Source organism: Ramlibacter algicola (assembly GCF_016641735.1).
Lineage (GTDB): Bacteria > Pseudomonadota > Gammaproteobacteria > Burkholderiales > Burkholderiaceae_C > Ramlibacter > Ramlibacter algicola.
Genome location: NZ_JAEDAO010000001.1, coordinates 2,986,389 through 3,000,108 on the forward strand (window position 1 = coordinate 2,986,389; position 13,720 = coordinate 3,000,108).

Genomic DNA, 13,720 nt, shown 5'->3' on the forward strand with positions numbered 1-13,720 from the left:
GTTACTGCTCCTGGGGGTTGGGTTGCGGGTCCGCGCCGTCGTCGGCGCGCCATCGTCCGGTGCCGGGGTCGAGGCGTTCGACCACCACGCGCTCGCGCCGCAAGGGCACGTCCTGCTGCACCACCGCCGTCTGGCGGCGGCGGGTCAGCCGGACTTCCTCGACGAGCACGAGCTCCTTGCGTGTCACCAAGCGCTCCTCGATGACAGGCACCACCATCACGTCACCCTCGTGCCGCACCGCCGGTGGCTGGTCCACCACGCGGTTCACGGACACGCGCTGCACGTCCACGACGTCGGCCGCCATGGGTTCGCGCAGCTGGGCGGTCACCTCGTCGACTTCCTTGCGCAGGCGCACGGCCCCCGTCTGCACGACCTCGCGCCCGACCTCCAGCCGTTCCTCGGTGACGGGAACGACGGTGGCGGGGTTCTGCAAGGGCATGGAGGTGGGGCGACGCAAGGGGGCCATCCTGTTCGCGCCATTCGCCTTGTCTGTCGTCTGGCCCTGTCGCGGCCGGTAGGCCCGGGACTACCCTCCGTGTTTGCCCGCGTGCCTGCCGCGACGGCCGTCTGGCAAGCTGTTTGCATGATCGAACACCACATCGACCTGCCCACCGTGGATGGCGACATGAACTCCTTCGTCGTGCATCCGGACGAAGGCGGGCCGCACCCGGTGGTGCTGTTCTACATGGACGCCCCTGGCAAGCGCGAGGAACTGCACGACATGGCCCGGCGCATCGCGTCGGTCGGCTACTTCGTCGTGCTGCCCAACCTGTACTACCGCCGCAGCCGCGACTTCCAGCTGCGCGAGCGCACGCCCGAGGGCATGAAGCCGATGTTCGAGCTGATGCACTCGCTGGGCAACGGAATGGTGGTGCGCGACACGCATGCGATGCTGCGCTACGTCGACGAGCATCCGGCGGCCGACGCGAGCCGCGTCGGCGCGGTGGGCTACTGCATGAGCGGCCCGTTCGTGTTCGCCGCCGCCGCCGACCTGCCCGAGCGCATCGCCTGCATCGCCGCACTGCATCCGGCGAACATGGTGACGAGCGCGGACGATTCGCCGCACCGCCTGTGCCCGAAGATCCGGTGCGAGACCTACGTCGGCTGCGCCGAGATCGACAAGTGGTGCCCGCCCGCCGACGCCGCGGCGCTGGAACTGGCGATGAAGAACGCGGGGATGAACTACCGGCTCGAGTGGTACTTGGGCGCGGAACACGGGTTCACGTTCCCGCTGCGGCAGGGCGTTTACGACAAATCCTCGGCGGAGCGGCATTGGGAGCGCTTGTTTGCGATGTTCGAGAGGAATTTGAAGAGGCGTTGAGCCAGCCGGCGTTGTCATTGCGGGCTTGACCCCGGGCGTTGCCATTGCGGGCTTGACCCGCAATCCACACGAAGGCGCGGCAGCGCCGCATGAGCATGGGATTCCGGCCTTCGCCGGAATGACAACCGGGAGCTCATCAGCCCCCGCGCCCCTCAACCTCAGCCTCCGTCCGACGTTGCGCTGCCTCGCCGTGCCGCAATCTGCGGGCGAGATGAAGTCCCCCAAGCAACTCTTCCGGCTCGCCATCACGGCGGTCAAGTCCTGGTCCAACGACTACGCGCCGAGCATGGGCGCGGCGATCTCGTACTACACCGTGTTCTCGCTGGCGCCGCTGCTGATCATCGTGATCGCGATCGCCGGCGCGGTGTTCGGCCGGGAGGCGGTGCAGGGGATGATCTCGGCGCAGCTCACCGGCCTGGTCGGCGCATCGGGCGCGGAGATGGTCGAAGGCCTGATCGCCAGCGCGAGCGACACCGACAAGGGCCTGATCGCCGGCTTGATCAGCGTGGCCGTGCTCATCTTCGGCGCGACGACCGTATTCGCCGAACTGCAGAGCGCGCTCGATCGCATCTGGAAGGTGCCGGCATCGAAGAAGCCGTCGGGCATCTGGGGCCTGCTGCGCGCGCGGCTGCTGTCGTTCGGGCTGATCCTGGGCGTGGGCTTCCTGCTGATGGTGTCGTTGGCCGTGAGCGCGGGGCTGGCCGCGATCGGCGGCTGGGCCGGCGGGCTGATGCCGGGCTGGGAGACGCTGCTGCACGTGCTGAACACCGTCGTGTCGCTGGCCATCTTCACCGTGCTGTTCGCGCTGATCTACCGCTTCATGCCGTCGACGCCCGTGCGCTGGCGCGAGGTGTGGGTGGGCGCGTTCGTCACCGCGGTGCTGTTCGAGGTCGGCAAGACGGTGATCGGCCTGTACATCGGCAAGAGCGGCATGACCGAGTCCTTCCAGGCCGCCGGCTCGATCGTCATCCTGCTCGCGTGGGTGTACTACGCCGCGCAGATCTTCCTGCTGGGGGCGGAGTTCACGAAGGCGTACGCCGACTCCGACCGGCCGCCCGCGCAGAAGGAGCCCGAAGTGCCCGTGCAGGAGAACCCGAAGAAGTCGGCGGAGAAGCTGACGGGGGAGAAGCCGGGGAAGTCGAAGAAGGAGCCAGGCAAGTCCGTGGAGAAGCCGTGGATCGTCGGGCACTGAACGAAGCCATGCTCGATCCGGCATGGATTCCGGCATTCGCCGGAATGACAACGAGGGGTGTGGTTCGACCTGACCACGTCGATCGAAGCGGCGATGACGCGCGAGAAGCAGCTCAAGGACTGGAAACGGGCACGGAAGGTGGCGCTGATCGAGGAGCGCAACCCTCGCTGGGAAGACCTGTATCCGGGGCTTCTTTGAGCATGGATTCCGGCTTTCGCCGGAATGACGACCCCCTCCCCTTGTCATTGCGGGCCTGACCCGCAATCCACACGAAGGGGCAACGCCCCGCATGGATTCCGGCTTTCGCCGGAATGACAACCGGGAAGGCGCGGCAGCGCCGCACGGCCTTTCGCCGGAATGACAACACCGCACTGGCATGTTGTTGGCCGAATGTTGCAAGGACATTACACTGTTCTTCGCATGTCCACACCCAAGCATCCGGAGGGCCTCCCACCCATCGTGGTGGCGGACGACCATGCTGCGATGCCGCTGCTGCGGCAGCACCTGCCGGCCGGCTTCGGGCTCGCCCATGCACCCACGTTCGACGCCGCCAGGGCGCTCGTGAAGGCGGAGACGCCCCTCGTGCTGTGCGGCTGCCACTTCGACGACGGGCGCATGTACGACCTGCTGCGCTGGATGCGCGCGTCGCCGCCCCTCAAGCACGTCCCCTTCCTCGCGGTGCGGCTGCTCGAGGGCCAGCTCGATGACGCCATGTACGAGAGCGTGAAGATCGCCATCGACGCGGTCGGCGGCGACGGCTTCATCGACTTGTACCGCTGGCAGCTTCGCTACGGCGAGCAGGCCGCCGGCGGACGGCTCGCCCGGCGTGTCGACGCATTGCTCCATGGCGAGGACGCAGGCGACTCGGTCTGACCGCCGCGGTTTGCGGCGACACTTGAGGTCGTGAGCCCGCTGCCGCCCCGCGCCCGCACCGTCGCCGTCCTCGGCACCGCCCAGACCCTCGCCTGGGCGTCCACCTACTACCTTCCCGCCATCCTGGCCGTGCCGATCGCGCGCGACCTGGGGACGTCGGTGCCGACCGTGTTCGGCGCGTTCTCGCTGGCGCTGATCGTGTCGGCACTGCTCGGTCCGCACTCCGGCCGCGCGATCGACCACTGGGGCGGGCGACCGGTGCTGAGCGTCACCAGCATCGTGTTCGCGGCCGGGCTGGCGTTGCTCGGCTTCGCACAGTCGACGGCGGTGATGTTCATCGCCTGGACGCTGCTCGGCGTGGGCATGGGCGCCGGCCTCTACGAAGGCGGCTTCGCGACCCTGGTGCGGCTGTACGGCAAGGATTCGCGCAGCGCCATCACCGGCATCACGCTGATCGCCGGTTTCGCCAGCACGGTCGGATGGCCGCTGAGCGCGTGGATGTCCACCACGTACGGCTGGCGCGAGGCGTGCTTCGCGTGGGCGGCGCTGCATCTCGTGCTGGGGCTGCCGCTGAACCTGTCATTGCCGCAGGCAGAGCCGCCGAAGCCGGCGGAGCCGGGCGCGGTCGTCGACGACGCGCCGGAAGTGCCGATGCGGTCGGTGGTGCTGCTGTCGTTCGTGTTCGCCGCCACCTGGTTCGTCAGCACCGCGATGGCCGCGCACCTGCCGCGCCTGGTGATGGCGGCCGGCGCGACGCTGGCCACCGCCGTCGCGGTCGGCGCCATGATCGGTCCGTCGCAGGTGGCAGCCCGCCTGCTGGAATTCGGGTTCCTGAGCCGCATCCATCCGCTGCTGTCGGGGCGGCTCGCGGCGGGATTGCATCCGCTCGGTGTTGCGGTTCTGGCGCTGTTCGGCGCGCCTGCGGCCATGGTGTTCGGCATCCTGCACGGCGCCGGCAACGGCATCCTGACCATCGCCAAGGGCACGTTGCCGCTGGCGCTGTTCGGGCCGGCGGGCTATGGGCACCGGCAGGGGTTGCTCACGGTGCCCGCGCGCATTGCGCAGGCGTTCGCACCCTGGCTGTTCGGCGTCTGCATCGACCGCTGGGGCGCCGGCGCGCTGGTAGTGTCGGCGGGGATGAGCATCGCGGCGCTGGTGGCGTTGCTGGCGTTGAAGCCGACGCAGGCGCGCGAGCAGCGCGCGACGGCTGGCAGCTGACAACCGATTCGTCGTCCCCGCAAAGGCGGGGACCCATCGCTTCCCTACGGAGGCTGCAGAGACGACAGCGATGGATTCCCGCCTTCGCGGGAATGACGGGTTCAGGCCCTCTCCTTCTTCCTCTTGGCCACGCCACCGGGCGCCCGCTTCAACGCCCCCTCCCCCGCCGCCCGCACCAGCTTCTGGAACGTCGGGCACTCCATGTGGTTCTTCGCGGGACACACGGCGGCATGCCGCAGTCCGCGGCTCATGGCACGCAGGCGCTTCACCGTGCGATCGATGTCATCCGCCTTCGCGGCCAGCAACGCGCGATCGATCGACGGCCTGCCATCCCCGCCGAACATGCCCGCGATCTCGTCCAGCGAGAACCCCGCCGCCTGTCCCAACGCGACCAGCGCCAGCCGGTCCAGCACCGTCGGCGCGAAGCGGCGCCGCAGCCCGTCGCGACCCACTGACGCGATCAGCCCCTTCTGCTCGTAGTAACGCAGCGCCGAAGCCGGCAGCCCCGAGCGGCGGGAGACCTCGACGATGTCCATGCGGCACCCCTTGACTTGAAGTCGACTTGAGTTTCTAGAGTGCCTTCCATCGCCTCTCGCGTCAATGGAAAGGGCATTCGGATGGACCTCTCACTCACCCTCTTGCGCGCCGCCGCCATCGGTGTCGGCGCGACCGCGGTCATGGACCTCTGGCTGGTGCTGCTGCGCCGCCTGGGCGTGCCGACGATGGACTTCGCGCTCATCGGCCGCTGGGCCGGCCACCTGGCGAAAGGCCAGGTGCGCCACGACAAGATTGCGCGCAGCCCGGCGATCCCCGGCGAGCGGGCACTCGGATGGGCCGTGCACTACGCGACCGGCGTGGCGTTCGCGGCAGTGCTCGTGCTCACGCAAGGCACGCCTTGGACCGCGCAGCCGACGCTCGTCCCGGCGCTACTCACGGGCTTCGCCACCGTCGCTGCACCGCTGCTGGTGATGCAGCCCTCGATGGGCGCCGGCATCGCCGCATCGAAAACCCCCACGCCGCTGCGCAACGTCGCGCGCAGTGTGGCCAACCACACGGTGTTCGGCATCGGCCTGTACCTGGCCGCCGCCTGCATCGCATTCATCGCGCATTGAGCGCACCTCACCAGGAGAACATTCATGAACCAGATCGCCCTCGTCTACCACTCGGGCCACGGCCACACCGAACACATCGCCCGCCACGTCGCGGCGGGCGCCGACGACACCGGGCTCGCGCAGGTGCACGTGCTGCGCGCACAGGACGTCATCGCGAACCCGCGCCTGCTCACGCGCTACGAAGGCATCCTGCTCGGATCGCCCACCTACCTGGGCGGCGTGTCGGGCCCGTTCAAGACCTTCATGGACGCGACCGGCGGCCTGTGGCGCGAGCAGGCTTTGCGCGGCAAGCTTGCCGCGGGCTTCACCGTGTCGTCGCTGCCCGCAGGCGACAAGCAGTCGACGCTGATCTCGATGCTCACGTTCGCGATGCAGCACGGCATGCAGTGGGTCGGCAACCCGGTGATGCCGGAACAGCACTCGGGTGTGCCGGTGGAGCAGGCGGCGAACCGGCTCGGCTCGTGGACCGGGCTGATGGCGCAAGCGGCGCACGGCGCGGCCGCCGATGCGTTCACGCCCGGCGACTTGCGCGGTGCGCGCCTGTTCGGGATGCACTTCGCGCAGGCGCTGCAGCGGCTGGCATTCGCGGCGGAAGCGGAGGTGGCGGCATGAAGAAGCCATCTGCCGAGCAGTTGCTCACCGCCGCGCTGCTGTCCGGGTTCATGTCACTGGTGATCGCGGGGCTGTCGACGTGGCATGCGGCCGGGAATGGCCCCGAGTTGATCCGCTTGTGGCTGGGTGCTTGGGTGCGCGGTTGGATCGTGGCGCTCCCGCTGGTGCTGGTCGCGGCGCCGATGGCGCGGCGGGGTGCGACCTACCTCCTGTCATTGCGGGCTTGATCCTGGGAGTTGTCATTGCGGGCTCGACCCGCAATCCACGCGAAGGGGCGCGAGCCCCGCACGGATTCCGGCCTTGGCCGGAATGACAACGATCTACGGGTGCCACCGCGACACCGCCGCCGGCGTCTGCGCCGACCGGCTGCCGGCAAGCGCATACGACAGCTGGTTGGCCGCGCGGATCACGGCTTTCGCATGCTTCTCCAGCAGCGCCTTCGTCAGCCGCGAACTCGGCCCCGAAATGCACATCGACCCGAGCAGGCGCCAGCCCAGGCCGAACACGGGCGCGGCGACGCTGGCCACCTCGGCTTCGCGCTCGCCGAGCGAGATGTGGAAGCCCCGCTCGCGGATCGCTTCGTACGGCTCGCCCTTGGCGCCGCTGAACGCCAGGATCACCCGCCCCGGCGCGCCGCGATCCAGCGGCAGGCGTTCGCCAACGCGCACGTTGTGGCGCACGGACCGCGGTCCCTCGACCCGCGCGACGCACGAGCGGATGTCGCCCTCGCGCACGTAGAACGACGCGCTCTCGCCGGTGTCCTTCACCAGCTGGTGCAGCGCGGGCTCGACCACGTTGTTGACGTCGAAGCCTGCCTGGTAGCGCGCACCGAGCCAGCCCGCGGCCGGCCCGAGCCGCCACTGGCCGTCCTCGGTCTGCACCATGTACTGCGATTGCGCCAGCGTGCGCGCCAGGCGCAGCACCGTGGTCTTGTGCATGCCGGCACGGCGACTGAGCTCGGCGAGCGGGAGCGTCGACTCACCGACCGCAAAGGCTTCCATCAACGAGAGCGCCCGCGTCACGGCGGCGACGCCGCCCTCGGCCGGCTGTTCCTGCTTCGACGTCCTCGCGTTGCGCATCCCGCACCATGGTCCGCTGTGTGAAACGGCATTGTATGCACCGCAACGCACTTCTACGATGCCGGCTCCCCACCGGAGACAACCGATGCAGATCACCCGACGTGCAGCGCTCGCCATTGCGGCCGCCACCCTCGCCACCACCACCGCGTTCGCGCAAGGCTGGCCCGCCAAGCCGATCCGCCTGGTCGTGCCCTTCCCGGCCGGCGGCGGCACGGACATCATCACGCGCGAAGTCGCCAACAAGCTGCAGGCCTCGGGGTACACCTTCGTGGTGGACAACAAGCCGGGTTCGGGCGGCAACCTTGGCGTCGATGCGGCGGCCAAGTCGGCGCCCGACGGCTACACGCTGGTGATGGGCCAGACCAGCAACCTGGCCATCAACCCGACCCTGTATTCGAAGCTGCCGTACGACTCGGTCAAGGACCTGACGCCGGTGAGCCTGGTCGCCAGCGCGCCGCTGGTGATCGTCGCCAGCGCGGCATCGCCGTTCAAGACGCTCGACGATGTCGTGAAGGCCTCCAAGGCCAATCCGGGCAGCGTCAACTTCGCCACGTCGGGCAACGGCACGGTGGCCCACCTGGCCGCGGAGTCGTTCCAGAAGGCCGCCAACGTCAAGCTGACGCACATCCCGTACAAGGGCGCGTCGCAGGGCGTGACCGACGTCATCAGCGGCCAGGTGCAGCTGTACGTGTCGTCGATTCCCACGCTGATCGGCCACATCAAGAGCGGCAAGATGCGCGCGCTGGCCGTCACCTCGCTGCAGCGCGTGAACGACCTGCCGCAGGTGCCCACGATCGCCGAGTCGGGCTACAAGGGCTTCGAAGCCGTCACGTGGTTCGGCATCCTGGGCCCGGCGAACCTGCCCAAGGACGTCGTCGCCAAGCTCAACGCCGACATCAACAAGGCGCTGAAGGATCCCGAGCTGTCCAAGAAGCTGGGCGACCAGGGTGCCGACGTCGCGGGCAGCACCCCCGAGCAATTCGCGAAATTGATCCACGACGACATCGCCCGCTGGGGAAAGATCGTCAAGGAGTCCGGCGCCAAGATCGACTGACCAGCAGGACCTGACATGACCACCGACATCGTGCGCGACTTCCCGCGCGTTTCCGCCGACCTGGTGCACCAGGCCTCGCAGTACCAGGCCGCGATCCTGGCCGACGTCAACGGCCGCCGCGGCGCGCTGCACGGCCGCATCGCCGCGCTGCGCCCGCGCATGAAGCTGGCCGGCCCGGCGCTGACCGTCGACGTGCGCCCCGGCGACAACCTGATGATCCATGCCGCCATTTCGCTGGCCAAGCCGGGCGACGTGCTGGTCATCGACGGCAAGGGCGACCAGACCGCGGCGCTGATGGGCACCATCATGATGACCGCGTGCAGGAAGCTGGGCCTGGCCGGAGTCGTCATCGACGGCGCCGTGCGCGACAGCCTCGAGATCGACGAGATGGACTACCCCGTCTTCTCCGTCGGCACGAACCCGAACGGCCCGACCAAGAACGTCGCCGGCCGCATCGGCCACCCGGTGTGCATCGGCGGCGTGACGGTGCGCTCGGGCGACCTGGTCGTCGCCGATGCCGACGGCGTGGTCGCCATCGAGCGCGAACGCGTCGAGGGCCTGCTGCCGCTGGCGCGCAAGAAGGTCGAGGACGAGGCCGCCCGCATCGCGCAGATCGGCCAGGGCAACACCGCCGCCGCCTGGCTGCTGCCGGCGTTGCGCGCCGCGGGCGTGCTGAAGGAAGGCGAGACGCTGTGACGCGTTCGCTGATCGTCACCGGCGCCGACCTGGCGCCGCAGGCGCTCGAGCTGCTGCGCGACTTCGAGATCGTGTACGCCGGAAAGACGCCGACGGAGGACGACCTCGTGGCCCTGTGCAAGCGCCACGACCCGGTCGCGATCATCGTGCGCTACGGCAAGCTCGGCGCCGCGGTGATGGACGCGGCGCCATCGCTGCGCGTGATTTCCAAGCATGGCAGCGGCACGGACACGATCGACAAGGTCGCGGCCGCGGCGCGCGGCATCGAGGTGCGTGCGGCCGTCGGGGCCAATGCGGCCGCGGTCGCGGAACAGGCGCTCGCGCTGCTCCTTGCCTGCGCGAAGTCGGTCGTGCAGCTCAACGCGCGCATGCATGCCGGCCACTGGGACAAGGCCACGCACAAGAGCATCGAGCTGGGCGGCCGCACGGTCGGCCTCGTCGGCCTCGGCGCGATCGGCCGCCGCTTCGCGCGCATGTGCGATGCGATGGGCATGCGCGTGCTGGGCTTCGATCCGTTCGCGAAGGACCTGCCGGATCACATCGAGGTCGTGGACCTGCCCACGCTGTGGCGCGAGTCCGATGCGATCTCCCTGCACTGCCCGCTGACCGACGACAACCGCCAGCTCGTGAACGCGACCACGCTGCAGGCCTGCAAGCGCGGCGTGCTGCTGGTGAACACGGCGCGCGGTGGCCTGGTGGACGAAGCCGCCTTGCTGGAGGCCGTGCGCTCGGGTCATGTCGCGGCTGCGGGCCTCGACAGCTTCGCCGTCGAACCCATGGCCGCCGGGCATCCGTTCCACGGCGAGCCGAACATCGTGCTCAGTCCGCACATCGGCGGCGTGACCGCCGATGCCTACATCCACATGGGCGTGGGAGCGGCGAAGAACGTGCTGGCGGTGCTGGAGCAGCAGGCGGCCTGACGGCCTGTCGCTTCCACACGAAGGGGCGCAAGCCCGGCATGGATTCCGGCTTTCGCCGGAATGACAGCTCAAGGCACCACCGGCAACTCCACCACGAACGTACTGCCCTGCCCCACGCCGGCGCTGCGGACCCACGCGCGGCCGCCGTGCATGTCGACCAGGCTGCGCACCAGCGCCAGGCCGATCCCCAACCCGCCCTGGGCGCGCGATGACGCGTCACGCACCTGTTCGAAGCGGCCGAAGATGCGCTCGGCGTCGTGCGGCGCCAGGCCGATGCCGTTGTCGATCACGCACACGCGCACGACCGGGCCATGCACCTGGGCGGTCACCTCGATCGAGCCGCCCGGGTCGGTGTACTTGGCGGCATTGGCCAGCAGGTTCGCGAACACCTGCACCAGCCGCACGTGGTCGCCTTGCAGCGTGACAGGCTCCGGCGGCAGGTCCACCCGCAACTGGTGGCCCGCCGCATCGAGCAGCGGCCGCACCGTCTCCAGGGCGCTTTCCACGATCAACTGCAGCTCGACGCGCCCCATGCGCAGCTCGATGCGGCCGGTGGTGACGCGTGACAGGTCCAGCAGGTCGTCCAGCAGCCGCGCGAGCGCCGCGACGTTGCGCTCGACCATTTCGCCCAGCTGCTTGGTCCGCTCCTGCGGGACGCGGCCGGTGCTCAGCACGCCGCCGGCCGACCGGATCGGCGCCAGCGGGTTGCGCAGCTCGTGCGACAGGGTGGCGATGAACACGTCCTTCTGCCGGTTGGCGTCGTCGGCGAGTTCCCGGGCCTCGCGTTCGGCCGCGAGCGACTGCGCGACGTGGCGACCGGCATCGACCAGCGCGTCGTACAGCTGGTCGAGCTGCCGGATGCCGCTGTGCGAACGCGGCGTGACGTTGCCCTCGGCAATGTCCTGCATGCCCGCTTCCATGCGGTCCACCGATCGCGCGATGCGCCGCGCCACCAGCATCGTCGCGCCCACGCTGAGCAGCAGCACGATGGCACCGACCACCAGCAGCTGCCGCATCGAGCGGCGCAGTGCCAGGTCCACGTCGCGCGCGGGCACGCCCACCAGCAGGCTCCAGTTCTGCGCCAGCGTGGACCAGGCCCACACGTACTCGGTGCCTTCGGCGTTCGCGAAGCGCTGGATGCCCACGGATTCCGAGTTCAACGCATCCAGCGCCGGCTTGCTGGGCATCTGCCCCACCCAGGCCTCCGGTTGGTGCGTGCGCGCGACGATGCGCCGGCCGCTGTCCAGCAAGGTCCCGATCGCACCACGCTGCGCGAGCTGGTCGCGCATCAGCATGACCAGGTGCTCCGTCGCGATCTCCGCGCTGACGATCGCCATCGTGCCGTCCGCGGCGGCGACGGCCTGGTTGGCCATCAGCCCGGGTCGGCCCGTGATGCCGCGGACCTGCAGGTTCGACAGGACGAAACGGCCCGCGAACAACGCCTCGCGCTGGTCCGGATCCAACGCCAGATGCGCGGGTCCCCCGATGTCCGGATAGCGCGCCAGCACCTCGCCGTCGGGCGCGATCACCGCCACGCCGACCATGCCCAGCTGCGAGTTGGCGGCGGTGCTGAGCAACTGCCGTGCCTGGGCCGACCGCGGTCCGGCCCCCAGCACGCCTTGGCCGACGAAGGCGAGCGTCTGGTGCACCTGGTCGATCTCGCGCTCGACCAGCGTGGCGAGGGCCGCGTTGGTCGCGCCGAGTTCGCGGTACGCCCCGATCCGGGTCTGTTCGCTGAACAGGTACAGCAGGTAGGCACTGAACACCAGCATCGGCAGCAGCGCCAGCAGCGGCACCAGCGTGAGCAGCGTGTAGAGGCTCAGCTCGCGCGGGCGTGAGCGTGCCCGGCCGGGTCGAATGCCTGGCTGGGTGTCGCCGCGGACCTGCGCATCCAAGAAGGGCGTCCCCTGCAGAGGAGGTGTCACATCCTCCGCAGGCAACGGCCGTGCCGCTGTAGGAGGCGGCGCTGTGCTGGGACAGCCCGTCCGGGCCGGTGGCTCAGCCGGTGCTCAGTAGCCCGCGACCTGGCCGTCGCGGCGCGAGTCGGACGCGCACAGATAGCCCTCGGACTTCGGGTCGCCCGCGCGCCAGATGAACTGGCCGGCGCCGAAGTCCTGGTAGCTGTCGTTGATGACTTCCATGACGTGGCCGCGCGAGCGCAGTTCGTTCACCGTCGCGGCATCCATCTGGTGCTCGACGTTGATCTCGAAGCCGGCGTTGAAGCGCCAGCGCGGCGCGTCGCACGCGGCCTGCGGGTTCTGCTTGTAGTCGAGCATTCGCACCAGTGTCTGCAGGTGGCCCTGCGGCTGCATGTTGCCGCCCATGACGCCGAACGACATCACCGGCTGGCCGTCCTGGGTGAGGAAGGCCGGGATGATGGTGTGGAACGGCCGCTTGCCGGGCTCCACGATGTTCGGGCTGCCCTCGCGCAGCGAGAAACCGTGGCCGCGGTTCTGCAGGCTGATGCCGAACGTGGGCTCGACGACGCCCGAGCCGAAGCCCATGTAGTTGCTCTGGATGAAGCTGACCATCATCCCGTTCTCGTCGGCGGCGGTCAGGTAGATCGTGCCGCCCTTGACCGGGTTGCCGGCCTTGAAGTCCTGCGCCTTCTTGCGGTCGATCAGCTTGGCGCGCTGCGCCAGGTAGCCGTCGTCCAGCAGCTGCGCCGGCGTGACCTTCATCGACGCCAGGTCCGACACGTGCTCGTACACGTCGGCGAACGCGAGCTTCATCGCCTCGATCTGCAGGTGCTGCGACTCGGGGCCGTCGACCGGCATCGACGCGATGTCGAAGTTCTCCAGGATGCCCAGCGCCATCAGCGCCGCGATGCCCTGCCCGTTCGGCGGGATCTCGTGCAGCGTGTAGCCGCGGTAGTCCTTGGCGATCGGCTTGACCCACTCGGGCTTGTAGTTGGCGAAGTCGCTGGCGGCCATCACGCCGCCGTTGTCGCGCAGGTAGCGCGCGACCGTCTCGCCGATCTCGCCGCGGTAGTAGGCCTCGCCCTGGGTCTCCGCAATCAGGCGGAGCGCGCGCGCGGCGGCCGGGAACTGGAACAGCTCGCCCACCTTCGGCGCGCGACCGCGCGGCAGGAAGCTCTGCGCGAAGCCCGGCTGCTGGCCCAGTTCGGCGATCGGCGCCTCCCACTTGCCCTGCACCACCGGCGGCAGCAGGTAGCCGCGCTCGGCGATCTCGATGGCGGGCTGCAGCAGGTCGGCGAACGGCAGCTTGCCGAATTTGGCCGACAGCGCCTGCCACGCGCCCACGGCGCCGGGGACGCTGACCGAGTCGACGCCGCGCTTGGGCGGGGTCGTCGCACCGTCCCCGTACTTCTTGCGGAAGTACTGCGGCGTCCAGCCTTGCGGCGCGGGACCGGACGCGTTGAGGCCGTGCAGTTCCTTGCCGTCCCACAGGATCGCGAACGCGTCGCTGCCCAGGCCGTTGCTGACCGGCTCGACGATGGTCATCGCGGCGGCCGCGGCGATGGCGGCATCGACCGCATTGCCGCCCTTCCACAGCATGCGCAGGCCGGCCTGCGCACCCAGCGGGTGCGAGGTCGACACGACGTTGCGCGCGAAGACGGGGATGCGGGTGGTGGGATAGGGGTTGGTGAAGTCGAAGTGCATGGTCTCTCCAGGTCCGTCAT

Annotated in this window: 16 protein-coding genes; 11 read left to right on the top strand and 5 right to left on the bottom strand. The window is 69.5% G+C overall.

The window, feature by feature from the left end; translation table 11 throughout:
• Window position 1: 1 nt before the first annotated feature.
• Window positions 2-457 carry a YsnF/AvaK domain-containing protein gene (locus I8E28_RS14535; protein ID WP_200788758.1) on the bottom strand — a complete coding sequence of 152 codons (456 nt, stop codon included), beginning with the start codon at window positions 455-457 and terminating at the stop codon, window positions 2-4.
• Between the two features lie 126 nt (window positions 458-583).
• Between I8E28_RS14535 and I8E28_RS14540 the strand changes: the two genes are divergently transcribed.
• The 5 genes from I8E28_RS14540 (at window position 584) to I8E28_RS14560 (ending at window position 4,604) form a co-directional block, all read left to right on the top strand.
• Window positions 584-1,321: a dienelactone hydrolase family protein gene (locus tag I8E28_RS14540; protein ID WP_200788759.1), complete on the top strand. Its 738-nt coding sequence runs from the start codon at window positions 584-586 to the stop codon at window positions 1,319-1,321.
• A 211-nt stretch (window positions 1,322-1,532) separates the two neighbouring features.
• The gene (locus I8E28_RS14545; protein WP_200788760.1) at window positions 1,533-2,513 is read left to right on the top strand and encodes a YihY/virulence factor BrkB family protein; all 981 of its coding nucleotides are present in this window, start codon (window positions 1,533-1,535) and stop codon (window positions 2,511-2,513) included.
• 57 nt (window positions 2,514-2,570) lie between these two features.
• The gene (locus tag I8E28_RS14550) at window positions 2,571-2,711 is read left to right on the top strand and encodes a GIY-YIG nuclease family protein (RefSeq protein ID WP_200788761.1); all 141 of its coding nucleotides are present in this window, start codon (window positions 2,571-2,573) and stop codon (window positions 2,709-2,711) included.
• Window positions 2,712-2,933: 222 nt separating this feature from the next.
• Window positions 2,934-3,386 carry a PleD family two-component system response regulator gene (locus tag I8E28_RS14555; RefSeq protein WP_200788762.1) on the top strand — a complete coding sequence of 151 codons (453 nt, stop codon included), beginning with the start codon at window positions 2,934-2,936 and terminating at the stop codon, window positions 3,384-3,386.
• Window positions 3,387-3,425: 39 nt separating this feature from the next.
• On the top strand, window positions 3,426-4,604 hold the full coding sequence (locus I8E28_RS14560; RefSeq protein ID WP_200790413.1) for an MFS transporter: 1,179 nt from the start codon (window positions 3,426-3,428) through the stop codon (window positions 4,602-4,604).
• A 101-nt stretch (window positions 4,605-4,705) separates the two neighbouring features.
• On the opposite strand, the gene I8E28_RS14565 is transcribed toward I8E28_RS14560, so the two are convergent.
• Window positions 4,706-5,140, bottom strand: a complete 435-nt coding sequence (locus I8E28_RS14565) for a helix-turn-helix domain-containing protein (protein WP_200788763.1) — start codon at window positions 5,138-5,140, stop codon at window positions 4,706-4,708.
• Between the two features lie 81 nt (window positions 5,141-5,221).
• Between I8E28_RS14565 and I8E28_RS14570 the strand changes: the two genes are divergently transcribed.
• From I8E28_RS14570 to I8E28_RS14580, 3 genes are read left to right on the top strand one after another with little or no spacing between them, the layout of a single operon-like run.
• The gene (locus I8E28_RS14570; protein WP_200788764.1) at window positions 5,222-5,716 is read left to right on the top strand and encodes a DUF2938 domain-containing protein; all 495 of its coding nucleotides are present in this window, start codon (window positions 5,222-5,224) and stop codon (window positions 5,714-5,716) included.
• A gap of 24 nt (window positions 5,717-5,740) precedes the next feature.
• On the top strand, window positions 5,741-6,328 hold the full coding sequence (locus I8E28_RS14575) for a flavodoxin family protein (protein WP_200788765.1): 588 nt from the start codon (window positions 5,741-5,743) through the stop codon (window positions 6,326-6,328).
• Window positions 6,325-6,555, top strand: coding sequence for a DUF2798 domain-containing protein (locus I8E28_RS14580; protein WP_200788766.1), 231 nt, complete (start codon window positions 6,325-6,327; stop codon window positions 6,553-6,555). The genes I8E28_RS14575 and I8E28_RS14580 overlap by 4 nt, the downstream gene beginning before the upstream one ends.
• A gap of 93 nt (window positions 6,556-6,648) precedes the next feature.
• On the opposite strand, the gene I8E28_RS14585 is transcribed toward I8E28_RS14580, so the two are convergent.
• A complete protein-coding gene (locus I8E28_RS14585; RefSeq protein WP_200788767.1) occupies window positions 6,649-7,407 on the bottom strand; it encodes an IclR family transcriptional regulator in 759 nt (252 codons plus the stop codon).
• Window positions 7,408-7,492: 85 nt separating this feature from the next.
• Here I8E28_RS14585 and I8E28_RS14590 point away from each other — a divergent pair, with 85 nt between their 5' ends.
• The 3 genes from I8E28_RS14590 to I8E28_RS14600 are packed head-to-tail and all read left to right on the top strand — an operon-like array spanning window position 7,493 to window position 10,077.
• Window positions 7,493-8,461 (top strand): tripartite tricarboxylate transporter substrate binding protein, encoded by a 969-nt coding sequence (locus tag I8E28_RS14590; protein WP_200788768.1) that lies wholly within the window; start codon window positions 7,493-7,495, stop codon window positions 8,459-8,461.
• Between the two features lie 15 nt (window positions 8,462-8,476).
• Window positions 8,477-9,157, top strand: coding sequence for an RraA family protein (locus I8E28_RS14595; RefSeq protein ID WP_200788769.1), 681 nt, complete (start codon window positions 8,477-8,479; stop codon window positions 9,155-9,157).
• The gene (locus tag I8E28_RS14600; RefSeq protein ID WP_200788770.1) at window positions 9,154-10,077 is read left to right on the top strand and encodes an NAD(P)-dependent oxidoreductase; all 924 of its coding nucleotides are present in this window, start codon (window positions 9,154-9,156) and stop codon (window positions 10,075-10,077) included. The genes I8E28_RS14595 and I8E28_RS14600 overlap by 4 nt, the downstream gene beginning before the upstream one ends.
• A gap of 68 nt (window positions 10,078-10,145) precedes the next feature.
• Here the strand turns inward: I8E28_RS14600 and I8E28_RS14605 are convergent, their stop codons facing one another.
• On the bottom strand, window positions 10,146-11,972 hold the full coding sequence (locus tag I8E28_RS14605; protein WP_200788771.1) for a sensor histidine kinase: 1,827 nt from the start codon (window positions 11,970-11,972) through the stop codon (window positions 10,146-10,148).
• Between the two features lie 114 nt (window positions 11,973-12,086).
• On the bottom strand, window positions 12,087-13,700 hold the full coding sequence (locus I8E28_RS14610; RefSeq protein WP_200788772.1) for a gamma-glutamyltransferase family protein: 1,614 nt from the start codon (window positions 13,698-13,700) through the stop codon (window positions 12,087-12,089).
• Between the last annotated feature and the right edge of the window lie 20 nt (window positions 13,701-13,720).